Origin of the sequence: Thalassospira sp. SN3W, from assembly GCF_038070535.1 — a bacterium.
In the GTDB taxonomy this organism is placed as follows: domain Bacteria; phylum Pseudomonadota; class Alphaproteobacteria; order Rhodospirillales; family Thalassospiraceae; genus Thalassospira; species Thalassospira xiamenensis.
Window position 1 is genome coordinate 2,250,114 of record NZ_CP121124.1, and the last position, 21,471, is coordinate 2,271,584.

Sequence of the window (21,471 nt, forward strand, 5' to 3'; positions counted from 1 at the left end):
GATTTCGCCCCATGTTGAAACTTGGTCTTATCGGTAAAGGCATATCACGCAGCCAATCGGCCAGACTGCATGTCTTGCTTGGCCGGATGTGCGGAATTGATGTGACCTATGACTATCTCGACAGTGAAAAGATCGCCGATTTCGATCTGATCGGGCAACTTGCAGCCTGTGCCAAGGCTGGTTATGCCGGGGTGAATGTTACCCATCCCTACAAAACCGAGGCCCGCAAGCTGATCCAGCGTCGCAAACGTCTTCCCGAGGCCCTTGGTGCGGTGAATACGGTGGTGTTCCGCGAAGATGGCTGGCGCGGGGACAATACCGACTATGTCGGTTTCATGCGCGGCTATCGCGGGCAGTTTGGCGATCAGGCACCGGGTACGGTGCTGCAGATGGGGGCTGGCGGCGTCGGCCTTGCCACGGCATTCGGGTTGCACGGGCTTGGTGCGGAACGCATCCTTATCCATGATAAGGATGTTGATCGTGGCCATACGCTGGTTGCGACCCTGAAGGCGGGCGGGGCCAACGTTGCCTTTGTTCCCGAACCTGAACTTTCCGATGCGATCCGCGATGCGGACGGTTTGATCAATTGTACGCCGGTTGGCATGAACCAGTATCCGGGCAGTCCGATTGATGCTGCTTTGCTGGGCGGACAGAAATGGGCGTTTGATGCGGTTTACACGCCGGTTGAAACATCATTCCTGCATTCCGCGCGAAAGGCCGGGCTTTCGGTCATGACCGGCTTTGAACTGTTCTTTTTTCAGGGTATTGAAGCGTTCGAGGTTTTCAGCGGGGCGCAGATCGACGGGGATGCCGCCCGGATCGAATATTTCAATGCCTATCCCGAGGCATTGACGGGGTAAGGGGAAAGTCCATGAGCAGCAGCACAGTTGCCGAGACCGTTTATAACGAAATCCGCGATGACATCCTGTATGGCGAACTCCAGCCCGGTGTGAAGCTGAAGCTTGATGCGTTGCGGGATCGTTATAATGCCGGGGTCAACACGCTCCGCGAGGTGCTGAACCGTCTTGTTGCGTCGGGTTTTGTTTTTGTCGAAGGGCAGAAAGGTTTTCGGGTTGTCGAAACGTCGCCCTCGAATTTCAAGGAACTGACCGCGATGCGGTTGCTGCTTGAAACCAACGGGCTTGCGAAATCGATTGATGCCGGGGATGTTGAGTGGGAAGGCCGTGTTGCCGCCGCCCATCACAAGCTTTCGGCCATTGAAAAACGGATGCTGACCGAGGACAGCCGTGAACTGACCGTCCGCTGGAGCCAGTATGACCGCGAATTTCATCAGGCGCTGATCTCGGCCTGCGGATCAGATCTGCATATGCGCATGCATCGTGAAATCTTTGACCAGTTCCGCCGCTATGTGGTGATCGAGCTGAAAACGCATGGTTTCCGTGCCGAAGACATCATTGATGAACATCGTAGCATTTGCGATCTGGCGCTGGCGCGCGACAAGAATGCCGCACTGGCAAAACTGACCGACCACATTGAAACCTATCGGCGTCGTTCGCAGGACTGATCGAACCGATCCTGCCGGGCAACGTGCCCGGAAGTCCTTCCGCGCGACGGTGCCGATGCGCCACACGACCATCCCGGAGGGATAAAATGCTGACTTCCATCGCGACCGTATCGCTATCGGGCGATCTTCAGGAAAAACTTGATGCCATTGCCGCTGCTGGTTTTGACGGTGTCGAGATTTTTGAAAATGACCTTCTGACCTTTGATGGCTCCCCCGAAGATGTCGGCAAGACCATCCGTGACCTTGGTTTGAAACTGGTCACCTTCCAGCCGTTCCGCGATTTTGAAGGCATGCCCGAACCCCAGCGCACCCGCGCGTTTGAACGTGCCGAACGCAAGTTCGATCTGATGGAAGAACTGGGTACCGATCTTTTGATGGTTTGCTCGAACGTCTCGCCGCATTCGCTGGGCGGGCTTGATCGTGCGGCAAAAGATCTGGCCGAACTTGGCGACCGCGCGGCAAAACGTGGGCTTCGCATTGCGTTCGAAGCCCTGTCCTGGGGCAAACATATCAGCGACTATCGCGACAGCTGGGAAGTTGTGCGGCGCGCCAATCACCCCAATGTCGGTCTGGTGCTTGATACCTTCCACATCATGGCGCGCAAGGTGCCACTTGATGCGATTGCATCGATCCCCGGCGACAGGATTTTTCTTGTGCAGGTCGCCGATGCCCCGATCCTTGAAATGGACCCGCTTTCATGGAGCCGCCATTTCAGGTGCTTTCCGGGGCAGGGGGACTTTCCCCTTGATGAATTCATGCGCAATCTGGCCCGGACCGGGTATGACGGGCCGCTATCACTTGAAATCTTCAATGACCAGTTCCGCTCAAGCTCGACCAAAAACGTTGCCAAGGATGGCTTGCGTTCCCTGATTTATCTGGGGGATGGGGTCGAAGGTGTAAAAATCGGGGAAAAGGCGGTTGCCCTGCCGCCAAAGGCGCATGCCCGCAATGTCGAGTTTGTTGAATTCGCGGTCGAAGAAGAAAACGCCGAAAAGCTTGCGGCCCTGTTTGCCGGGCTTGGATTTGAAAAACGCGGCAGCCATAAATCCAAGGCCGTCACATGGTGGAAGCAGGGCAATATCAACCTTGTGATCAATTGCGACAAGGATGGTTTCGCGCATTCCTATAACATCGTGCATGGCCCGTCGGTTTGCGCGGTGGGGCTTAAGGTCGATGATGCAAACGCATCGCTTAAACGCGCGCAATCCCTTTTGGCATCACCCTTTGTCCAGTCCGTTGGCCCGGGCGAAATCGAAATGCCCGCCATCCGCGGTGTGGGCGGCAGTCTGGTCTATTTCCTTGATGATCAAAGCGAACTGGCGCGCATCTGGGATGTCGAATTCGAAGCATCGACAACTGCCGACAAACCGGCAAATGACGCCAACCTGAAATCGGTCGATCACGTTTCCTATTCGATGCAGTACGAGGAAATGCTGACCTGGGTGCTGTATTTCACCTCGATCTTCGATCTTGGCAAAATGCCAACGGTCGATGTGCCCGATCCCGGCGGGCTTGTGCAAAGTCAGGTGGTTCAGGGTGAGGATGGCGGGGTGCGGCTGATCCTGAACGGATCGCAAAGCCCCCATACCCAGCATTCACAATTCCTAAGTGAGTTTTTCGGAAGCGGCGTGCAACATATCGCACTTTCAAGTGGCGATATTTTTGCCAGTGTCGATTTTTGCCGGAAAAATGGTGTTGAAGTTCTGCCAATCCCGGAAAATTACTATGATGACATCGAGGCGCGCTTTGGACTTGATCCCGATCTTCTGGATCGACTGAAGGCTGCCAACATCCTTTATGATCGTGATGATGACGGCGAGTATTTTCAGGTCTATACCAAGACCTTCGCCAACCGGTTCTTCTTTGAACTGGTCGAACGTCGCGATTATCGCGGGTTTGGTGCGGCCAATGCACCCATCCGGCTGGCATCGCAAACCCGTATGAACCGGCGCAGTCAGACGTCGAAATAAGCAAACCATTTCAGGGGATCAGGAAACCATGAGCGTTTCGGAAATTCTTGTCATTAACGGCCCCAACCTGAACCTTCTGGGGCAGCGGCAGCCGGAAATCTACGGCTATGACACTTTGGCAAGTATCGCGGATAAATGCGCGTCCCTTGCCGAAACGCTGGGGGTTTCCGTCCGGTTTGAACAGTCAAACCACGAAGGCAGCATTGTCGATTTCATCCATGATGCACGGCAACGATCAGATGCGATCATCATCAATGCCGGGGCCTATACCCATACATCAGCCGCCATTCATGACGCGCTGAAAACATTCGATGGCTATATCATCGAACTGCATATCTCCAACCCGCATGCCCGCGAAGAATTCCGCCACCACAGCTGGATCAGCCCGGTTGCCAATGCCGTGATGGCAGGTGCCGGTGCTTATGGCTATGAACTGGCAACGCGTCTTGCCGCGGAAAAGATTGCGCAGACCAAATAGGGTGATGGTGCCCGGGTCCGAAACAACAAAGGCAGCATCGAATGCTGCCTCGGACTGCTGAACAGCTCACAGATAACATTCCTTCAAGAGACAATTCCCGCAAAGCCTGCCCCCGTGAAAGCGGGGGCGGCAATTCCGTCTCCTGCAACAGGGTATGGATTTCGGGTCTGCGCTCTGCTCCGCCCGGAATGACGATTGTGATCAATCGCCAAAGCCAATCCCGCCAGCCAACCAACCCCGGACCGCTGACAAAGCCCCCCAACCAGATCGTCATTCCCGCGACGGCGGGAATCTAGTCTCTTTCAGCGGGGCATGGATTCCGGGTCTGCGCTGCGCTTCGTTTCGCCCGGAATGACGGTTTTGGTCAATCGCCAAACCAATCCCGCCAGCCAACCAACCCCTCTGCCCCGAACGACGCTCGCTCTCGGTTGCCCCAAAACGCACCTCACCCCAAGGGCAACAACGTTGCCGAATGGCAGGCACACAAATCCCGCCATCGATGACCCACGTTTCGGCATCTCCGAACGCACCACCAGCCCGCTGGCAACCGATCCTGCTAGCCGCTCCCCGCCAGCCAATCCCGGCAACCCGGCCGCCGATCCCGTGCTGATCCAATCCGGGCGCAATTCGGGCCCGCTGATTCTCGGCATTGTCACGCTTCATCGACCGGACTGGACCAAACCAGACCAGCCTCGCCCCGGCTCTCGCTACCCCGTTCAGACGCCCTTGCCCCAAGGACACATTTCTCCCGTCATGATAAACACCCGTTTTTCGCAAATTTCGCGTAGCCTTACGGCACGAACACACCACCGCCGTAATGGCTTTTCCATGCGCCAGTGATGCTCCTTTGGCGACGCCGTCCCCGCCATGTCATCCCGTCAGATCGCTGTCCCATCATCGTCTCATTCCTGTTTTGCCGCCCGAAACGCAAAAACCCGCAAAAGCGGATCACGTTTTGCGGGTTTTGTCTCCGGACCCATTTGTCCTGTTGACTTTATCTTTATGCCACAACCGAAAGAACAAATCAAGAACTTTTTTCAAAGAAAAACGGAAAAAATTCCCGGCCGATGCTTTGCGTGACCGAAAAGGTATATTTATCAATATCCTAGGCAGAATTAAATGCTGCCCTTCTGTTTTCATGAACGGTTTGCGATCAAACTGCGCTGCGTGATCGAAGGGCTGCGGCCAGCGTGCCGTCATCAAGGTAATCAAGTTCGCCACCAACCGGGACCCCGTGCGCCAGACGTGTAACCTTGACCCCGGTTTCGATCAGGCGTTCGGTGATGTAATGTGCCGTGGTCTGGCCATCAACGGTCGCGTTGGTCGCAAGGATAACTTCCGTCACAGCCTCGTCACGTGCCCGTTCGATCAACTGGTCGATACGCAGATCATCCGGCCCAACCCCGTCAAGCGGCGACAATGTCCCGCCCAGAACATGATATTGCCCCTTGAACGCCCCGGCACGTTCCAGCGCCCAAAGATCCTGCACCTCCTCGACCACGCAAATTGCATCGCGGGTGCGATTGCGGTCGGCACAGATGTGGCACGGATCGACAACATCAATATTGCCGCAAATGCCGCAATTGGTCATGGCATTGGCGGTTTCTTCCAGCGCGTGGGACAACGGGATCATCAGGGTTTCGGGCTTTTTGAGCATCTGCAAAACCGCACGCCGTGCCGACCGCGGGCCAAGCCCTGGCAGGCGTGACAGAAGCTTGATCAGATTTTCGATTTCCCGTCCGTTCATGATGGTCCCGTCTTGCGGTTGATCTTGTGATGACTGTTTCTGATAGCTTGTATCAAAAACAAAGGGCGGCGCAATGCCACCCTTTGATTTATGCGGCATGACCGCAATTTGATACCGGTTTTGCCGATCAGAACGGAAGTTTGAAACCTTCCGGCAGGTTCAACCCGCCGGTGACGTCCTTCATCTTGTCCTGAACAGCGGCCTCGACCTTGACCTTGGCGTCGTTATAGGCCGCAACGATCAGGTCTTCGAGGACTTCGGTATCCTCGGGATCGACAATGCTTTTGTCGAGTTTCAGGCCGCGCATCTCGCCCTTGCCGTTCAGCATGACCTTGACCATGCCAGCCCCGGACTGGCCTTCGATTTCAAGTGCAACAAGTCCTTCCTGCATTTCCTGCATTTTGGACTGCATCTGCTGGGCCTGTTTCAGCATCCCTGCAAGGTTCTTCATAGCTCGTCGTCTCCTTCGAGATAAAATGCATCATCGTAAACGGAACCGCTGTCATCCTGCTCGCCCTCGGTTTCTTCCTGTCCCGGTGGCAGATGGACGGCAACGATTTTTGCCTTTGGTAATCCGTCAAGGATCGCCTTGACCAGCGGATCAAGTGATGCATCCGCCTTGCGCTGTTCAAGTTCCTCGAGTTCCTGTTCCTTAAGGGTCGGCGCACCTTCTTCGCGTTCCGAAACACTGACCAGCCAACGATGACCGGTCAGATTGTTCAGGGTTTTGATAAGCTGGCTCGACAGATCCGCACGCGCTCCGCGCGCCGGACGGAATTCAATGCGACCCGGTTCGTATTTCACCAGATGCATATAGTTTTTAAGCTGGATCGCAAGTGCGGTTGTTTCCCGCTCTTTTGACAGCAATTCGGCGACTTCGGCAAAGGTTTCGGGCAGCTTGGCATAAACCTGCTGCGGGGCCTGTTCGGGCTCACCTAGCGGATCAGGGCGCGCATGGGCAACCGCCGCCCCGCCGCCATTAACCACCTGCATGCGCGGACCCGGTCCGCCACCACCATTGCTGCCGCCGCCACCTTGCGGTGCATTGCCGGATTTGTTCAGATCATTGCGCAGTTTCTTGATCAGATCGCCCGGGGGGGGCATTTCGGCGGCATAAGCCAGCCGGATCAGGATCATTTCGGCGGCCTGTATCGGACTTGGTGCAATGCGGGTTTCTTCAAGCCCTTTAAGCAGCATCTGCCATGCACGGGTGAGCTGCGGCATGGCAAGCTTGGCGGCAATTTCCTTGCCGCGGTCGCGTTCGATCTGCGACACGCCCGGATCATTTGCCGCCTCGGGTGACAGCTTCACACGCGTCAGCCAATGGGTCAGATCAAGCATATCCTGCAACATCACCGCCGGATCGCCGCCCAGTGCATATTGCGCCCCCAGCAATTCCAGCGCTTCGTTGATTTCGCCCTTCATGGTCCGGTCAAACAGATCGAAAATCCGCGACCGGTCTGACAGGCCCAGCATATCGCGAACCTGCTGGGTGGTGACTTTGCCCGCACCATGCGAAATCGCCTGATCCAGAAGGCTCATACCGTCACGAACCGATCCGTCAGCCGCGCGCGCGATCAGGGCCAGCGCCTCGTCCTCGATATCGGCATGTTCAAGGGTTGCGATGCGTTTGTAATGGGCGGCCAGTTCATCGGTCTGAACCCGGCGCAAATCAAAACGCTGGCAACGCGACAGAACGGTGATCGGAATTTTGCGGATTTCGGTGGTCGCAAAGATGAATTTCACATGCTCTGGCGGTTCTTCCAGCGTTTTCAAAAGCGCGTTGAACGCACTTTTCGACAGCATGTGCACTTCGTCGATGATGTAAATCTTGTAGCGGGCCGATGTCGGTCGATACCGAACGCCTTCGATCAGTTCGCGAATATCGTCAACACCCGTGCGTGACGCGGCATCCATTTCCAGAACGTCGACATGACGGTCTTCGGCAATCGCGCGGCAATGCTCGCAAACACCGCATGGCTCGATGGTGGCATTGCCTTTGCCATCCGGTCCGATGCAGTTCAGCGCGCGCGCAATGATGCGGGCGGTCGTGGTTTTACCGATCCCGCGCACCCCGGTCAGAACAAAGGCATGCGCCAGTCGGCCACTTTCAAGCGCATTCGACAGCGTCTTGACCATCGGCCCGTGGCCGATCAGCTCGTCAAAGGTTTTCGGGCGATATTTGCGGGCAAGAACCTGATATTCGCTTTTGGGCGCCTCTTCGGCCTTTGGCGCAGTCACAGATGCAGGTGCCGCTGCGGCGGGTTCCTGTTCCATATCAAGCTCTGGCGCCTCAGCCTCGGGCGTTTCTGGTGCTGACGTTTCGGTGCTGTCGATCTGATCCGTCATTCATCCGGTCCGGCATGTTTCAATGTGCTTTGGTTTTAGCAGCTTCGCCCCCGCATGGGAAAGACCAAGTGGGAAATTTCCCGCACAAAATTCCATAGCAGGCATGATGCTGCAAAGCATGGCGGAAACATGTGATTTTTGGGGGGATATAAAGGGTGAGAGACTGAACCGCGACCCGGAAAAACTCGTTACGGCTGCTACCTTCCGGTCCTGACCGGGTTGGCGAGCGGTCCGTCCACGGCCAGCCTCTCGCCCCCTATATCGCGCAAGGAACCATAAAACGCAAGGCCCGGCTTTGATTTTTTGATAAATCGCATGATCGTGGCTTTGATGGCGGGTTTGGTCGCGCTAATGTCGGTGCCCGTCACCTGAATATGCTGACCCACCATATTGAATTACGGGACTCGATCCCGTCTCTGGTGGATCCAACCAAGGAATTGCCCCGAAATGGACAGGCTGTTTTACGAAGCAACAGATCTGGATCGCGATGCCCAGTTGCGCACCCGGGAAAACTGGCGCGAGTTGTTGCTGGCTGAGGTAACCGTCAAAATCCTGATCTGCCATGGCGGTGATCCGCTTTTTGCCTGGCCCGAAGACATGAACGAACATGAACTGGTCGTTGTGGGCGGCCCGGCATTGCCGCATCTTGATCTCGAAATCGAACGGGCAAACTGGATCTATATCGGTCGACAGGGCGGCGAGGCGGTCATCGCGATTGATATCGAACCGGTTATTTCCGATCGTGATGATGCCATTCGTCGGCTTGGGGGCGGGTTTGGCGATATGCGAAGCCGCATGGCAGCCCTTTCCGAAGACGAGGCCGCCCTGGCGGCCCAGGCCCGTGCCATTTTCAACTGGCACCACAAGCACCGTTTTTGTGGTGTTTGTGGTCACCCCAACCATGTGATGGAAGCCGGTTACCGTCTGCAATGCAGTAATCCGGCATGTGGCACACCGCATTTCCCGCGGACTGATCCTGCGGTCATCATGCTGATCCATCACAATGATCATGTGTTGCTGGCGCGCTCACCACAGTTTCTTCCAGGGACCGTTTCTGTGCTTGCCGGGTTTGTCGAGCCGGGCGAAACCCTTGAACAGGCGGTTGCGCGCGAAGTGTTCGAAGAAGTCGGGATACGCATCAAACGTGCACGTTATATTGCATCTCAACCATGGCCTTTCCCCGGTTCATTGATGCTGGGTTTCGTCGCCGAGGCAGAAACGACCGACATCGTCATTGATGAAAAGGAAATTGAATTTGCGATGTGGGTGCATCGCGACGATGTTGCCGGGCTCCCCGAAAAGGACATCAACCTTCCCCGTCCGATTTCAATTGCACGCTACCTTCTGGAAAATTGGCGCGAAGGCCGCATATAGAAGGGACCAGCGTCATATCCTGATGCAAAATCCGGAGCCGACGCGCATTGGCAATTTATAGTGTGCGAAAAGGGAGAGGCTTCTGATGCAGGGGATATTTCGTTGGTTTTGTCATATGTCGAGCGTACTGGTTTGTTGGGTGGTTGCCACAGTGGCCAATGCTGACACCAAGAACGCGATACCTGTCAAGGTTGGCGCCTATGAATATGGCGTCGTCTATTTTTTTGAAAATGATAAACCTTCAGGTTTCACCCCGGAATTGATTGCAGACCTCAATGCCATCCAATCGAAATACTTTTTCGAATTGGTCGAAACATCGTCACGTCGTCGCTACAACGATCTTGCGATGGGGGGCTTCGATCTCATTTTGATGGAAAGTCCCGACTGGGATTGGAGAGATCAGGATGTTCTGTTTTCTGATCCCATTGTTGTCGAATATGATTTATTCATTGCCCGCAAGGAGGACGTTCCGGGGCCAGGTTGGTTCGACGATATAACCCGACATGAGCTTCTTTGCGTACTGGGGTTCCATTATAAATTTGCCTCTTTCAACGCCAATCCTGAGTATTTGCAAGATCATTTCGGTGTTTTGTTCCACTATGACGAACAACAATTGTTCGACCATTTGTTGGACGGAGAAGGTGACGTTGGCATTGTTTCAGCAGGATTTCTGGCAAGAGCCTATGCAAAAAATCCGGAACTGAGTCAGAGAGTATTTATTGGACCAAGCCCTGATTTCAGCTACGAGCTGGTTGCGGTTCTTTCAAAACAGTCGGCGATATCGCTGGCTGAGTTCAATGATTTAATCCGGATAGTGAAAAGGGAAGGAAATATCGCGCAGGAATGGCGCGATATGCACGGAAATTTGCCAACAGGTTAAGCTTTTGGCCTCAATTGCCGTCAGTCTAGTGGCGGGATTCGGGCAATCACATTGCGACGCAGACTTTCAGGACGTTCACGCCAAGGCACGATGCCGTCATCGGTTTCCGCGTATTTTGTGGCAAGTTCCTGCAGATCAGCGATCATGTTTTCCGGATCAATATTTCCGTAAACATAACCCCATTTTCCCATGCCATTCAGCGCAACCGAACAGCCCGACTTGCAATTGGTCAGGCATTCAACGGCCCTGATTTCAAACGGTATGTCCAGCGTCGCCCCGTTTTCGACCATTTTATCAAACAGTATCCGACCGTGACGTGGCTCGGTTGCCCCTTCGGTCGAGGATGCGGTGCAGGTCGTGCAGATATTCAGGCGGGCTTTTGGGGACATGGTATCCGTCATGATTATGGTGTTTGCGGGGGCGCATAAAATCAGCTTGCCGGTTATCGGGTCAAGCAATCATCTGGTGGCTCTATCGACCCTGAAGACCTTTGCCCGCAAGAATTCCGGCAACAGATTTTTCAATTCGGGATCTGCGTGTGGCCGATTGTTTGGCGCCAGAAAAATAAAGATTGTATCCCCGCTGCCGACCCGGCGTCAGGGCCTTGAACGCTTTTTCAAGATCAGGATTTTTTGCAAATTCATCCAAAAGTTCAGCCGGAAGCTCAAGATTTTCCTTTTCGCTGAAATCAATCTTCAGGCCGGATTTTTCGACTTCGATGGCCGCTTTGATATAGGCCTTCAGAGCATTTTCTTTTGCTCTGATTTCTTCAGCCGACGTAAAATGAATGCGGCGCATTGCTTGCGAATTTTCACCCGGTTTCGCAAGAACACCCTCAGGGTCCTCCATCAACGCGCCCTTGAAAAATCCAAGCGCGCAATCATCTTTCATCCCGTAAATCATAAGGATATTTTTGCCCTCCGACGTGTAGCAAAGATTACCCCACTTCACGTCTTCGGTCAGGCCCGATTCAAGAATGATCGTTCGCAGGGCCTTGCGTTCTTCGTGCCATTTCTCCTGTGCCAGAAGGGCCTCAATCTTTGATGTCAGACTATTCATTTTGTTGAATCTCCGGCGGACGCGTCTCCCCGGCGGAATAAAATCAGCTTGCCGCGCGTTTGGTCAAGTCGTCATCAACTACATACTCGCTGACAAAATTCTGTATTGCTGCGGCAAGTTGGCGATCAACAAGTGGATGAGACGTATCTGACAGCATCAGGGCTACGCCGACTGCGGGTAATGGTGGGAAACCGTCGCGACTTTCAAGAATCTGAAACTCATCGGTGACGCTTGCCGCTGCAAGGGCGGCGACACCCAAACCGTCACGCACCAGATGCAAAAGCGATGCGGCCTGTCGTGTGGTCGCAAGCAAGGTATATGGCCGGTCTGCCTTGGAAATCGCATCAATTGCCCATGCATGGAATTTGCAATCCTCTGCAGGCAGAACAAGTGATAATGGGTTTGCCAGATGTTGTCGGTGAATGGGGGATGAAACCCAGACACCGGGCTCATGACGCAAGAAATATCCTTCTTCACCCTGTTCCGACCGGCTGATGACGGATATATCAAGTTCCCCTTGGTCGAGCATCCGGCGCAGCAATATCGTCGGGTTGACGGAAATGAAGAATTTGGCATCGGGATGGACCTTGCGTATTGCACGCAGCACCACCGGCAGGATTTTCTGAGTGTAATCATCCGGGCATCCGATCCGGATCGGACGGCTGCTATCATGACCGCGCATCTTTCCCATGGCTTCGTCCTGCAACGACAGCATTCGCCTTGCATAACCGACAAAGGTGATGCCGTCCGCTGTCAGCAAAACATTGCGGCCCTCCCGTTCAAACAGCTTGTTTCCGACAAGATCTTCCAGCCGTTTCATCTGCATGGAAAATGCCGATGGAGTGCGGCCGATCCGATCCGCAGCACGGTTGAAACTGCCACATTCGGCAAAGGCGACAAAGCTTCGGAGCAGATCGGAATCCATGTGACTTCCTTTGATCAGTAAAAAAGATCAATAAAATTGAACGGTCAGGTCAAAACTATTCGATTGTTTGATCCTGGGCCAGAACCAATTATCTCCCTCGGCCGGCCAGTACGAAACCGTATGTGCCAAAGGAATACCGGAATGATACTTCACGATTTTTTACCGTCGGGAAACGGCTACAAGATTCGTTTGCTGCTGACCCTGCTTGGCAAATCATTTGATCTGGTCGAACATGACATCACCAAGGGTGAAACCCGCACACATGACTTCATGTCGCGGATCAACCCCAATGGCAAAATTCCTGCGCTGGAATTCGATGATGGTCGGGTTCTTGTCGAAAGCAACGCGATCCTGATCCATCTTGCCGATGGAACGCCTTATTTGCCGGCCGATGCGTGGGAACGCACGGAAGTCATGCAATGGTTGTTCTTTGAACAATATGATCATGAACCAACGATTGCTGTTTTGCGGTCATGGGTCGGGATCAAGGGCATGCCTGAACATGCCGATATTCTGGTGCCGATGAAGCGGGCTGGTGCGAAAAAGGCGCTGGATCTGATGGAAAAGCGGTTGTCGGGGCATAACTGGCTGGTCGGGGACGCCTTGACCATCGCTGATATATCCCTTTACGCCTACACCCACGTTGCCGAAGAGGGCGATATTGATCTGTCGGTCTATCCGGGCATCCAAGTATGGCTTGACCGCATTGCGGCGCTGCCGGGATATGTTCCGATCACGTGGAAGCCCTGACTCCACTCGCTTAATGAAAAACAGCCGCCCCGTCATCGGAAGGCATATTGGGGCATCCTTATCGGGGCGGCTGCAAGAACCGATGCGCGATCCCGGTAGCGCATCGGTGCAAAGAAAAAGATGGTTGTGAGTCCCTATGCCGACCGTAAAATCCGGTCGGGCAATAGCGGATCAGTTGCGGCTGCGGAATGGCGTGCCTGAAAACTGTTGAAAGCGGCATTTATATTTGGGACTTCTGCCAGAATTTCCGGCCCACCGGGCATTGCTTTCAGATACTGGATCATTGGCATGATCAGCATATCGGGGATGGTGAAACGCGGGCCGAACAACCAGCCGCCAGCATAATGCGGATCAATAACCTTGAGGTCTCCTGCAATCAGCTCGCCCATGCGGCTCATGCGTATGGCAAAGCCGGGATCGTTGCGCTGTTCTTCATCGGCAAAGACCATCGGAATGACAAATTGCCGCAGGATATGGGGATCAAGCCGGGTAAGCGCGACACTGATCCATTGTTCCATATGCGCGACCTTGTCCTGACGCACGGGGCGTAACAATGGTCCGTCAAAGGCATCGTCAATATACCGGCAGATCGCGGCTGTTTCGTATAGCACCAGACTGTCATGTACCAAAACCGGCACCTTGCCAAACGGGTTGAAGCGTAGCAATTCGGGCGTAGGGGATGAGCCGGAGGTTTGAATGCCCTTGGTGCGAAACTCGAACGAAATCTCTTTCTCGATACAGGCAATACGGACGGTGCGCGATAGGCTGCTACGCGGCATGCCGTAAATAATCACCTCGGACATCGCAAAATCCTTTGCATCAGTGATACGCGCATGAAACCGAAACAGGGCTTTGATGCGCGAAACTTGCCAACAGGATTGCGGACTACATAATATGTTCAAGAACATATTATAAAAATGTGCGAGCCTTGTTTCCAGCCACACCAATCGGAGCCAAAGCATGCCTTACAGCCCGGACCACAAACCAAAGACGAGGCAAAAAATCATCCGCTCGGCGGCCAAGCTTTTCAAAACGGTTGGCTATGAACATGTGACCATCGATCAGGTGATGGCTGATGCCGGGCTCACGCGCGGCGGATTTTATGCCCATTTCAAAAACAAGGAAGATCTGTTTGTCGCTACAGTCGAAAGCGGCATCGATCTTCTTGGTGAACCGATCCTGTCACGCTTGCGCAAGGCCGAAAAATTCGGACTTGATTGGACCACCACCTTTGCCGAGCTTTATCTGTCAAATCAGCATCTGCATCACCCCGGCAAGGGTTGTGCATTACCAACGCTTTCAACCGAAGTTGCCCGTTCAGGCGAGCGGGCACAGAAGGCTTTTTCCAAGGTTATCCGCGGGGCATGCGGCAAGCTTGCGGCGAAACTGGCACTTGAGGAACGGGGCATGGCGCCGATGACCCGCGAAGAAGGCGATATCTGGTTTGAAAATCCGCCGCTTGCTGAAATCGGTAAGGAACACCGCATCAATGCAACCGCGATGCTGTCGATGATGGTTGGTGCGATGGTGCTTGGCCGGGCTGTCGATGACGAAACGGCCGAACTGATCCTGAACTCCGTGCGAAAATCCGTGCCGCGTCTCAAGTCACTACAAGAAAGCGTGGAGAATACTGCGCGCCAATCCGCTGAAAGCCCTATCTAACGATCGATCAGCGTTTCATCGCAAGTGGTGCAACCTGGCCTTTGCGTTGTGCAATCATTTTCTGTTCTGCAATCGCACCGGCTTCATCGGTTAGGAAGGTAAATATCCCGAATCGGCGTCCCTTGGTCACCGGCATTGCTTCATGCAACAGTGAACAGGAAAATACGACGGCACCCCCGGCAGGCGGCGCGTAAAGGCCGCGACCATACTCGGGAAAACGAACCTGCCCGCCTTCGTAAGTTATCGGGTTCAGGTTCAGCGACACTGCAAATCGACGATGTGCGGTAAATGCGGTGCGATTGTCCCGGTGGCGACCGAAATGTCCCTTGTCGGCGGCGTCATAACACCCGATCCTTAGGGCTTCCATGCTTGCCGTTCTGAACTGGAATGCCTTGAACAGTTCCGGGATAACCCGCCCCACAAGTCGGCTTTTGACTTTCTCAAACAGCACTTCATCCAGAAGGACAACGTCATTGCGCTTTTTGATGTCGGATTTCGCCGTGCTGCTGTTTTCCGTCCCCTTGGATACACCATCCGCACGCTTTTCACCGGCTTCCCAATAGGAAATCAGTTCCTGACACAATTCCGGTTCCAGAATGTCATGCAGCAACATGACCGGTGCCTGGCGATTGATCACGTCTGATTTGCTTCCGGCGTGGATTGCCTTGCAGACGTCAATGCCGTTATCAACATCCGCAAACGATGCGTTGAACACCAGCCGATGATTTGGATCGATCAGAAGCATTGAGAGGCCAGTAACGCCAAACAGCTTTTTGACCGCGTTTTCCGCGTCATAAAGCTCGGTTGCCTTGGCGTTTGACTTTGCTGCCTTCCTGGGGCTTTTAGTGCCGCCGATGATCAGAAAAGTCAGGGTCTCGCAACCCGCGACCTGATCGAGAAACCGATCAATTTCCTGCCATGTTTCCTTGGTCGGTTTTTCATCCAGCAACCAAAGCGCAAGTGTGTTTCCCGCGATCAGTTGATCTGTCAGGTCGACCGTTTGTCCGGCGGTATCGGGCAGGACGATTTTCGGGACAATGTCACCTTTGGCAATCCGAATTGAACTGGTTGCGGCCTTCGGTGTCTCTGCCATTTCCCTGATCCCCCGATCCATTTAAATCTATCCGGCCTTTCTCAGACTTTCGCAAAGTACCCCGAAAGAATATCGGCGTAAATCACGACCAGTTTTTCGATATCATCAATCATCGCATGCTCATCGACCTTGTGCATGCTTTGCCCGACAAGGCCAAATTCCGCGACTTCGCAATATTTGTGGATGAAGCGCGCATCCGAAGTGCCACCCGTTGTGCTCATATCCGGTCGGTGGCCGGTGACTTTTTCCGAGGCGTCGGAAATAAGGGCTGCCAGTCTGCCGGGCTCGGATACAAAGGCTTCGCCGGAAATCTTGACTTTAAGGTCATGGGGACCGGCATGTGCGGCACAGGTTTCACGGATCCATTTTTCCAGATCGACGCCCTGATGCAGGTCATTGAAACGGATATTAAATGCAGCACTGACCTTTGACGGAACCACGTTGGTCGCCGGATTCCCGGCATCGATGGTGGTAACTTCCAGATTGCTTGGCTGGAAATGCGGGGTGCCTTGATCGAGTTCATGCGTGGTCAGTGCATTGAGGACCTTTAACATGCGCGGTACCGGGTTATCTGCCAGATGTGGATAGGCAACATGGCCCTGCGCGCCATAGATCGTCAGCCAGCCGGTGATGGAACCGCGGCGACCGACTTTCATCATCTCGCCGAGATATGTCGGATTGGTCGGCTCGCCAAGAAGGCAGACATCAAGTTTCTCGCCATGCTTGTCACACCAGTCCAGCAGCTTGATCGTGCCGTTCACCGCATCGGCTTCTTCATCACCGGTAATCAGGAAGCTGATGCTTTCGTCAAAATCGGGATGGGTCGCCAGAAAGGCGTCAACGGATTCAACGAAACAGGCAATGTTGGTTTTCATATCAACCGCGCCGCGCCCGAACAGACGGCCATCCTTGATTTCGCCACCAAATGGATCAACCGTCCAGGCCGCGACATCGCCCGCCGGAACCACATCAGTATGCCCGGCAAAACAAAAATTGCGCCCTTTGGTTCCCAGCCGCGCATAAAGGTTGTCTATGCTGTCCCAGCCGTCTTCGTGAAACACTTTTCGTTTGCAGTCAAAACCGCGTGCTTCAAGGGCTGTCTGCAAGACATCAAGCGCACCGGCATCCGCAGGGGTAACGGACGGGCAGCGGATCAGGGATTGGGCAAGATCAAGGGCGGCGGACATTTGATATTCTCTTGGCTTCTTGATGAATGAGTAGGATTAAAAATCCATCATGGATGTTTCAAGTGAAACATTTGATGTGCAAAGGGGCGAAACGGCATTCCGCTTCGCCCCTTATAGATCATTGGCAAATCCGGTGACAGAAATCAGTCACGCAGCAATTCGTTGATCGAGGTTTTCGAACGGGTTTTTTCATCCACACGTTTGATGATGACCGCGCAATACAGGCTCGGTCCCGGCTTGCCATCGGGCAATGGCTTGCCCGGAATGCTGCCCGGAACCACAACCGAGTATGCCGGAACGCGGCCGACAAAGGTCTCGCCAGTGGTGCGGTCGATGATCTTGGTTGAAGCGCCGATAAACACACCCATCGAAATCACGGCACCTTCTTCGACGATAACACCTTCGACGATTTCCGAACGCGCCCCGATAAAGGCGTTGTCTTCGATGATGACCGGACCGGCCTGAAGGGGTTCAAGCACGCCACCGATACCGGCACCACCGGAAAGATGAACGTTTTTGCCGATCTGTGCGCAGGAACCGACCGTTGCCCAGGTATCGACCATCACGCCGGTATCGACATAGGCACCAAGATTCACAAAGCTCGGCATCAGAACGGTGCCCGGTGCGACATAGGCCGAACGGCGCACGATGCTGCCCGGTACGGCGCGGAAGCCAGCATTTTTGAATTCAGCTTCACCCCAACCTTCAAATTTTGACGGGACCTTGTCCCACCAGTTGGTGTTTTCGCCGGGGCCGCCGGAAATGGTGGTCATGTCATTGAGACGGAAGGACAGAAGAACCGCCTTCTTGGCCCACTGATTGACAATCCACTTGCCGTCTGTCTTTTCGGCAACACGCAGTTTGCCGCTATCAAGTGCGGCAAGCGTCTGGTCGACGGCCTTGCGGATTTCACCCTGGGTGGCGGAGCCGATTTCGTCGCGGTTTTCCCATGCGACGTTGATCACGCCTTCAAGTTCTGTTCTGTCCATTTTCAGAAGTCCTTGCGGTCAGCCTTAATTTCATGTCGGGCGGAGAATGGTCAAAGCCTGCTGTGAAGTCAACTCCGCCAGTTTACGTAGTTCCGGCTTTTGGGTTCCCTGATTCTGACCCGCGCAAGAATTACCCGATCACGGCACCAAGCTCAATCTTGGAACCATGACAAATTTGCCCGAACCCGGTTTTAGGCCGGACCCTTGCCCAGTTCGCGTAAGAAATGCACCAGATTGTTGGTTTCGTGGTCGATCCTGGGATCGTCGCGGCCAACCTGCGCCCATTCCTCGTCAGTATGGACCCATACGGTCGTCATGCCCATGTCCTTTGCCGGAAGCAGATTTTTGGCCATGTCTTCGAAATAGATCGCGCGCGTTGGATCAATTGCATCGCGCGCAAGCAATCGGTCATAGGGCTGGCGTTCGGGTTTGGGGATATAGTCGGCGTCGACGATGTCAAAGATGGTTTCGAAATGGCTGGCAATGCCAAGGCGATCCATCACCCGTTCGGCATGCCCGCGCGACGCGTTGGTGAAGATCACCTTGCGGCATGGCAGCGCATCCAAAGCAGCCGCCAGTTCCGGCGCAGGATCCATCACGGACAGATCAATATTATGAACCTTGTTAAGGTAATCCGCCGGATCAATGTCATGTTCGGTCATCAGACCGCGCAGCGTCGTGCCATAGCGGTGAAAATAGCTTTTCTGGATCACATAGGCCTCGTCCGACGGAATCCGTAATGTATCACGCACATATTGCCCGATTAGATTCGAGACCTGCGAAAACAGGTCGCATGCCGAGGGATAGAGCGTGTTGTCGAGATCAAAGATCAGGACATTGTCCGGCGCAATACGCGGAATGACAGCAGTGGCAGAAACGATCGAGGGCATGTTGAAGCATTCCGGTTATGGGCGATGGTGGCACAAAGCTACGCGGCGTTCACGACGTTCTTTATTATGGGATTACATCCGGTTTGCAAAGGTGCCGACGGTGATTTTGCAATGCAGCATTGTAGGCATGCGGTTTTTGCAACAATTTCAGGCTCGAATAATTCGGGGTAGGGGTTTAAAAAGCGCAGCCTGAACAAAGATATAGTCAATCTGTGTTTGGAGCCGGGCGGTGCCAGGGGAATGTTCCGAATTTCGGCGCGTTACGCACCCGGAAATGTATTCGCGAAGTTCGAAATCTGTCGGTGCTGTAAAGGCGTTATTAAGGGTGCCATGCAGATGATAGGCGAATTCGTCTTTGCGGATGATGTGACTTCCTGAATTGGGGGCAGGAAGGCGCAAGGATTTCGAGGCAGCGCAAGAGGACCCTTTGGAAAAGCTTCTCAAAAGTCGAACGACGGCACTTCGGAACGAACGGAATCGTTTCGCTGCACTTGCGTTTGTGTGGGGGGATCTTCTGCTTGAACTGGATGACGATCTGAGGATCGTGTTCGCATCCGGGGCGGCAGATGGCATGATGGGCCGGTCCGCAGCCGACCTTGAAGGACATAGTCTGCAATCGGTTCTGGCCCCACAATTCCGGCCGCTGGTTCAGGAAATGCTGTATGTGGCGCGCCGTCGTGGCCGTATGGACAATATCCAGGTGCGGTTTATTCGCCCGGATGAGCAGTTAAGCGCCCCGGTTTCCATGAGTGGTTATTTCCTGCCCGATCTTGGCGATCATTTCTTTGTTGCCCTGCGCGTTGCGATCAATACGCTACCCCATGATGTGGCGCGATCAATCAGGCGCGATGAGGCAACCGGACTGATGGACGAGGAAAGCCTGTCCCGGGTGGTGACCGAACGCCTGATGGCGCAACGCGAAACCGGTGCAGAACACAAATTTACCCTGATGACATTGAATGCCTTTGATCCGCTTTGCAAACGCATGGAGCAGATCGAACGGGATGAAATGCTGTCCAGTATCGGTGCATTTCTAAGGGCGCATTCCGTTGCCGGGGATACTGCGGGCCGCCTGAATGGCAATCAGTTCGGTATGTTGCACCGGCCCGATGTGCCGGTTGGCGAACTTGAAGATCGGATTGCCGATTGTGCGCGGGACGCCGATCCGGAAGGCAAGGGGGTGGAGATTTCCACGTCCGTTACCGACTTTACGGCCGAAATGATCCCGCCTGGCGATCTTGCTCGCGGGGTGCTTTATTCTATCCGCCGGTTCTGTGACCGGCAGGAGCACGGATTTACATTTTCGCGCCTGATAGGGCAGACCCCCAATCTGGTGAATGATACCTTTTCGGCAATGCGCGATTTCGGCATGCGGGTTGACCGTCTGAAATTCGATGCGGTTTATCAGCCGATCGTGCGGTTGCCATCTGCGGAAATCCATCATTTCGAGGTCTTGGCGCGCTTTTATGATGACGATGGTAATCTTATTCCGACGGAACGACTGATCAGCTTTGCCGAACAGGTCAATATGATCCACAGGCTGGATCTGGCGATGATGCGCCGGACCCTCAAATGGATCCGTAACCAGCTGGACGAGGGCATCGATGCCCGTGTGGCGGTCAACGTTTCGGGTCATAGCATCGAAAACCCGGATTTCTGCCGGTCTGTGATTGCACTGTTTGAACGCAATCGCGACACGATGGGGCAGTTGATGATCGAGATTACCGAAACGGCCGAGATTACGGATATCGATACCGCATCAACCTGGATTTCACGGTTCCGCGATTTTGGTGTTGAAATCTGTCTGGATGATTTCGGTACAGGAGCATCGAATTTCCGATATCTCAGTGCGCTGGATGTTGATTATGTCAAAATAGACGGGGAATCGATCCGGCAGTCATTGAAGGCAACCAAAGGCCGTGCATTCCTTAAATCGCTGGTCGATCTTTGTCATGAACTGAAGGTCGAGGTCGTGGCCGAAATGATCGAAACCGAAACCATGCGCGAAATGGTCACCAAGGTCGGTTTTGACTATGCCCAAGGATATCTTTTCGGTAAGCCCGAAAAGGACATTACGCTTTACTGGCGCAATATTAATGATCCCAAACGGTAGTAAGTTCAGTATCCGTTAGTCACCGTAAAGGTCGCCATTCTGAGCCTGTGTCAAAACCCCGTTAGATTGTTAGCGGGGTTTTGCATAAGCGAGAGTGTTTTCATTTTGCCGGGAAGAGCGAGAGCCTTTCGATGATGTTTTTGACCCTCAGAATGTTGATTTAATTCGTTCTGGTACGATGTCGCCTGTGTCACCGCGTGATGGGCAATTAGTCCGTGGGGGTCATCTACCGCCGACTGAAAATTGTAGTCGACAACCACTTGCGTCTGCCCCATCTCTTCCATCAAAAGCACCGATTGGGTCAAATCGGCTTTCTGCGCACGCAGCTTTGCCAGTGTTGCACGCAGATCGCTCTGGCAATGCAAACAACAGAAAGCGTGCATCAAAAAGCCAGCGGATGATCGACCGCTGGCTTCAGGAAAAAACGTCAACGTATTTTAGGACGGCACAGCTCGGGCAGTTCCGTCGGTTGAAACGAGA

At 54.0% G+C, this 21,471-nt stretch carries 21 protein-coding genes and 1 other RNA gene; 9 read left to right on the plus strand and 13 right to left on the minus strand.

Features of this window, described 5'->3' with window-relative positions; genetic code table 11:
• The first annotated feature begins 11 nt into the window (after positions 1 to 11).
• From P8T57_RS10105 to aroQ, 4 genes are all read left to right on the plus strand, one after another.
• Complete coding sequence (locus P8T57_RS10105; protein ID WP_341365348.1) at positions 12 to 860, plus strand: shikimate dehydrogenase; 849 nt, start codon at positions 12 to 14, stop codon at positions 858 to 860.
• A gap of 11 nt (positions 861 to 871) precedes the next feature.
• Complete coding sequence (locus P8T57_RS10110) at positions 872 to 1,525, plus strand: GntR family transcriptional regulator (protein ID WP_063092140.1); 654 nt, start codon at positions 872 to 874, stop codon at positions 1,523 to 1,525.
• 86 nt (positions 1,526 to 1,611) lie between these two features.
• Positions 1,612 to 3,495: a TIM barrel protein gene (locus tag P8T57_RS10115; protein WP_341365349.1), complete on the plus strand. Its 1,884-nt coding sequence runs from the start codon at positions 1,612 to 1,614 to the stop codon at positions 3,493 to 3,495.
• 28 nt (positions 3,496 to 3,523) lie between these two features.
• Positions 3,524 to 3,973, plus strand: a complete 450-nt coding sequence (gene aroQ / locus P8T57_RS10120; RefSeq protein WP_114094074.1) for a type II 3-dehydroquinate dehydratase — start codon at positions 3,524 to 3,526, stop codon at positions 3,971 to 3,973.
• A gap of 1,153 nt (positions 3,974 to 5,126) precedes the next feature.
• Here the strand turns inward: aroQ and recR are convergent.
• The 4 genes from recR to ffs form a co-directional block, all read right to left on the minus strand.
• Positions 5,127 to 5,720 carry a recombination mediator RecR gene (recR, locus tag P8T57_RS10125; protein WP_040060315.1) on the minus strand — a complete coding sequence of 198 codons (594 nt, stop codon included), beginning with the start codon at positions 5,718 to 5,720 and terminating at the stop codon, positions 5,127 to 5,129.
• Between the two features lie 127 nt (positions 5,721 to 5,847).
• A complete protein-coding gene (locus P8T57_RS10130) occupies positions 5,848 to 6,171 on the minus strand; it encodes a YbaB/EbfC family nucleoid-associated protein (RefSeq protein ID WP_007091823.1) in 324 nt (107 codons plus the stop codon).
• A complete protein-coding gene (locus P8T57_RS10135) occupies positions 6,168 to 8,069 on the minus strand; it encodes a DNA polymerase III subunit gamma/tau (protein WP_341365350.1) in 1,902 nt (633 codons plus the stop codon). Before P8T57_RS10135 ends, P8T57_RS10130 begins: the two co-directional genes overlap by 4 nt.
• Before the next feature lie 155 nt (positions 8,070 to 8,224).
• Positions 8,225 to 8,319, minus strand: an RNA gene (ffs, locus tag P8T57_RS10140) — signal recognition particle sRNA small type.
• 197 nt (positions 8,320 to 8,516) lie between these two features.
• On the opposite strand from ffs, the gene nudC reads away from it, so the two are divergent.
• The gene (gene nudC / locus P8T57_RS10145; protein ID WP_341365351.1) at positions 8,517 to 9,443 is read left to right on the plus strand and encodes an NAD(+) diphosphatase; all 927 of its coding nucleotides are present in this window, start codon (positions 8,517 to 8,519) and stop codon (positions 9,441 to 9,443) included.
• An 85-nt stretch (positions 9,444 to 9,528) separates the two neighbouring features.
• Positions 9,529 to 10,323, plus strand: coding sequence for a transporter substrate-binding domain-containing protein (locus P8T57_RS10150; protein ID WP_341365352.1), 795 nt, complete (start codon positions 9,529 to 9,531; stop codon positions 10,321 to 10,323).
• A 20-nt stretch (positions 10,324 to 10,343) separates the two neighbouring features.
• Here P8T57_RS10150 and P8T57_RS10155 read toward each other — a convergent pair whose 3' ends face one another.
• From P8T57_RS10155 to P8T57_RS10165, 3 genes are all read right to left on the minus strand, one after another.
• The gene (locus P8T57_RS10155) at positions 10,344 to 10,712 is read right to left on the minus strand and encodes a DUF1636 domain-containing protein (protein ID WP_037989438.1); all 369 of its coding nucleotides are present in this window, start codon (positions 10,710 to 10,712) and stop codon (positions 10,344 to 10,346) included.
• A gap of 82 nt (positions 10,713 to 10,794) precedes the next feature.
• The gene (locus P8T57_RS10160) at positions 10,795 to 11,382 is read right to left on the minus strand and encodes a DUF1801 domain-containing protein (protein WP_341365353.1); all 588 of its coding nucleotides are present in this window, start codon (positions 11,380 to 11,382) and stop codon (positions 10,795 to 10,797) included.
• Between the two features lie 43 nt (positions 11,383 to 11,425).
• Positions 11,426 to 12,307 (minus strand): LysR family transcriptional regulator, encoded by an 882-nt coding sequence (locus P8T57_RS10165; RefSeq protein ID WP_341365354.1) that lies wholly within the window; start codon positions 12,305 to 12,307, stop codon positions 11,426 to 11,428.
• Between the two features lie 141 nt (positions 12,308 to 12,448).
• On the opposite strand from P8T57_RS10165, the gene P8T57_RS10170 reads away from it, so the two are divergent.
• Positions 12,449 to 13,057 carry a glutathione S-transferase family protein gene (locus tag P8T57_RS10170; protein ID WP_341365355.1) on the plus strand — a complete coding sequence of 203 codons (609 nt, stop codon included), beginning with the start codon at positions 12,449 to 12,451 and terminating at the stop codon, positions 13,055 to 13,057.
• A 134-nt stretch (positions 13,058 to 13,191) separates the two neighbouring features.
• On the opposite strand, the gene P8T57_RS10175 is transcribed toward P8T57_RS10170, so the two are convergent.
• Positions 13,192 to 13,860, minus strand: a complete 669-nt coding sequence (locus tag P8T57_RS10175; RefSeq protein WP_341363024.1) for a glutathione S-transferase family protein — start codon at positions 13,858 to 13,860, stop codon at positions 13,192 to 13,194.
• A gap of 157 nt (positions 13,861 to 14,017) precedes the next feature.
• Here P8T57_RS10175 and P8T57_RS10180 point away from each other — a divergent pair, with 157 nt between their 5' ends.
• Positions 14,018 to 14,719, plus strand: coding sequence for a TetR/AcrR family transcriptional regulator (locus P8T57_RS10180; RefSeq protein WP_341363025.1), 702 nt, complete (start codon positions 14,018 to 14,020; stop codon positions 14,717 to 14,719).
• A 7-nt stretch (positions 14,720 to 14,726) separates the two neighbouring features.
• Here the strand turns inward: P8T57_RS10180 and P8T57_RS10185 are convergent, their stop codons facing one another.
• From P8T57_RS10185 to P8T57_RS10200, 4 genes are all read right to left on the minus strand, one after another.
• A complete protein-coding gene (locus tag P8T57_RS10185) occupies positions 14,727 to 15,812 on the minus strand; it encodes a 2OG-Fe(II) oxygenase (protein ID WP_341363026.1) in 1,086 nt (361 codons plus the stop codon).
• 41 nt (positions 15,813 to 15,853) lie between these two features.
• Complete coding sequence (dapE, locus tag P8T57_RS10190; RefSeq protein ID WP_341363027.1) at positions 15,854 to 16,999, minus strand: succinyl-diaminopimelate desuccinylase; 1,146 nt, start codon at positions 16,997 to 16,999, stop codon at positions 15,854 to 15,856.
• 143 nt (positions 17,000 to 17,142) lie between these two features.
• Positions 17,143 to 17,988 carry a 2,3,4,5-tetrahydropyridine-2,6-dicarboxylate N-succinyltransferase gene (gene dapD, locus P8T57_RS10195; RefSeq protein WP_007091836.1) on the minus strand — a complete coding sequence of 282 codons (846 nt, stop codon included), beginning with the start codon at positions 17,986 to 17,988 and terminating at the stop codon, positions 17,143 to 17,145.
• 191 nt (positions 17,989 to 18,179) lie between these two features.
• On the minus strand, positions 18,180 to 18,878 hold the full coding sequence (locus P8T57_RS10200) for a pyrimidine 5'-nucleotidase (protein ID WP_341363028.1): 699 nt from the start codon (positions 18,876 to 18,878) through the stop codon (positions 18,180 to 18,182).
• Between the two features lie 427 nt (positions 18,879 to 19,305).
• On the opposite strand from P8T57_RS10200, the gene P8T57_RS10205 reads away from it, so the two are divergent.
• Positions 19,306 to 20,991 (plus strand): EAL domain-containing protein, encoded by a 1,686-nt coding sequence (locus tag P8T57_RS10205; RefSeq protein WP_037989404.1) that lies wholly within the window; start codon positions 19,306 to 19,308, stop codon positions 20,989 to 20,991.
• A 50-nt stretch (positions 20,992 to 21,041) separates the two neighbouring features.
• Here P8T57_RS10205 and P8T57_RS10210 read toward each other — a convergent pair whose 3' ends face one another.
• Positions 21,042 to 21,422 (minus strand): hypothetical protein, encoded by a 381-nt coding sequence (locus P8T57_RS10210; protein WP_076519636.1) that lies wholly within the window; start codon positions 21,420 to 21,422, stop codon positions 21,042 to 21,044.
• Between the last annotated feature and the right edge of the window lie 49 nt (positions 21,423 to 21,471).

Bases quoted from the DNA above. Each gene is read 5' to 3' on its own strand.
- P8T57_RS10160 (WP_341365353.1), bottom strand. From the start codon at position 11,382: ATGAATAGTCTGACATCAAAGATTGAGGCCCTTCTGGCACAGGAGAAA.
- P8T57_RS10110 (WP_063092140.1), top strand. From the start codon at position 872: ATGAGCAGCAGCACAGTTGCCGAGACCGTTTATAACGAAATCCGCGAT.
- dapD (WP_007091836.1), bottom strand. From the start codon at position 17,988: ATGGACAGAACAGAACTTGAAGGCGTGATCAACGTCGCATGGGAAAAC.
- nudC (WP_341365351.1), top strand. From the start codon at position 8,517: ATGGACAGGCTGTTTTACGAAGCAACAGATCTGGATCGCGATGCCCAG.
- P8T57_RS10150 (WP_341365352.1), top strand. From the start codon at position 9,529: ATGCAGGGGATATTTCGTTGGTTTTGTCATATGTCGAGCGTACTGGTT.
- P8T57_RS10175 (WP_341363024.1), bottom strand. From the start codon at position 13,860: ATGTCCGAGGTGATTATTTACGGCATGCCGCGTAGCAGCCTATCGCGC.
- aroQ (WP_114094074.1), top strand. From the start codon at position 3,524: ATGAGCGTTTCGGAAATTCTTGTCATTAACGGCCCCAACCTGAACCTT.
- P8T57_RS10115 (WP_341365349.1), top strand. From the start codon at position 1,612: ATGCTGACTTCCATCGCGACCGTATCGCTATCGGGCGATCTTCAGGAA.
- P8T57_RS10170 (WP_341365355.1), top strand. From the start codon at position 12,449: ATGATACTTCACGATTTTTTACCGTCGGGAAACGGCTACAAGATTCGT.
- dapE (WP_341363027.1), bottom strand. From the start codon at position 16,999: ATGTCCGCCGCCCTTGATCTTGCCCAATCCCTGATCCGCTGCCCGTCC.
- P8T57_RS10165 (WP_341365354.1), bottom strand. From the start codon at position 12,307: ATGGATTCCGATCTGCTCCGAAGCTTTGTCGCCTTTGCCGAATGTGGC.
- P8T57_RS10105 (WP_341365348.1), top strand. From the start codon at position 12: ATGTTGAAACTTGGTCTTATCGGTAAAGGCATATCACGCAGCCAATCG.
- P8T57_RS10135 (WP_341365350.1), bottom strand. From the start codon at position 8,069: ATGACGGATCAGATCGACAGCACCGAAACGTCAGCACCAGAAACGCCC.
- P8T57_RS10130 (WP_007091823.1), bottom strand. From the start codon at position 6,171: ATGAAGAACCTTGCAGGGATGCTGAAACAGGCCCAGCAGATGCAGTCC.
- P8T57_RS10185 (WP_341363026.1), bottom strand. From the start codon at position 15,812: ATGGCAGAGACACCGAAGGCCGCAACCAGTTCAATTCGGATTGCCAAA.
- recR (WP_040060315.1), bottom strand. From the start codon at position 5,720: ATGAACGGACGGGAAATCGAAAATCTGATCAAGCTTCTGTCACGCCTG.
- P8T57_RS10155 (WP_037989438.1), bottom strand. From the start codon at position 10,712: ATGTCCCCAAAAGCCCGCCTGAATATCTGCACGACCTGCACCGCATCC.
- P8T57_RS10180 (WP_341363025.1), top strand. From the start codon at position 14,018: ATGCCTTACAGCCCGGACCACAAACCAAAGACGAGGCAAAAAATCATC.
- P8T57_RS10200 (WP_341363028.1), bottom strand. From the start codon at position 18,878: ATGCCCTCGATCGTTTCTGCCACTGCTGTCATTCCGCGTATTGCGCCG.